The organism is Klebsiella sp. YJ (assembly GCF_002108615.1).
In the GTDB taxonomy this organism is placed as follows: Bacteria; Pseudomonadota; Gammaproteobacteria; order Enterobacterales; family Enterobacteriaceae; genus Klebsiella; species Klebsiella planticola.
In genome coordinates, this window is sequence record NZ_MTEG01000103.1 from 1 (window position 1) to 927 (window position 927).

A 927-nucleotide genomic window follows, 5' to 3' on the forward strand; every position below is an offset into this window, starting at 1 on the left:
AAAAAAAAATGAAATTATCTTAATAAAATCATGTGGTAACTCAAAAACAAAAATTTTTTTACGAGGTGTGGATGAGGTACTCATGATTGATGCAAGTTTTGAAGATATAAAATTTGCTATCAACAATAACCTCCACGATCTTCTCGGAATCCAAGCCGAAACCACAAAACTAAAACTAGCAAAGTGATACAGCCCCTGAAGCATGAAGGATCGAAATAAAGCCACCGATTTACCATAACGTCTTCTTACGCGCACCGCGAAAACGGCCTCAGGGCGTTTCTGGTGGTTAACGGGCAAAAGGTGGTGGCAAGTACACCGAAAACCGCCAGAAACGCGCCTGATTTATTTTACGCATATGCATGGCTATTCACACCACTGCATAGTAGGTGATTTCGGCCGAGAAAAGGGCCCCGGACGTTAAAAGCATAAAAGAACGGGCCATCCAGGCCCGTCAAATGAGGACAACACTGTAAAAGGACCGTCGCACCTGGTGCGGTGCCGGCGACAAGAAAAAGGTAGCTCATATCAGCCCCTCACCGGCGAAAAATATTTCCTGGCCACCTCAACCGCCACACGCTGTGTTCCCGTTAACTCGCGCAGATAACGCAGGAACATCCTGTTTTCCTCTGCATGCGCCTCCTCACTGCCCTGTGCGTGGTATTCCACTATCGCGTTCACCACGGACTCACCGACCTGCATCGTCTGACCTCATCTGCACTTTCATCACACCGTTTCAGATCCCGCCTCCTCGCCATGATGTGAAACGGTGACCGGGCAGGCAAATTTTTTGTCTGTCCGGTCACCGTTGGCGGGGTCCGGGGCGGTCAGTCCCGGTGTTTTTTATTCCGCCAAATCAGCACCTGCGACACCCGCTATGTACGACGCATAAATGCGCCTGTACATAGCGGGTGTCGCTATTGAGCGGAG

1 protein-coding gene is annotated in these 927 nt (G+C 49.6%); it reads left to right on the plus strand.

Going from position 1 to position 927, the window contains the following annotated elements:
- On the plus strand, positions 1–187 hold a 187-nt coding region (locus BV390_RS31390), incomplete at its 5' end, for a hypothetical protein (RefSeq protein WP_206098745.1).
- Between the last annotated feature and the right edge of the window lie 740 nt (positions 188–927).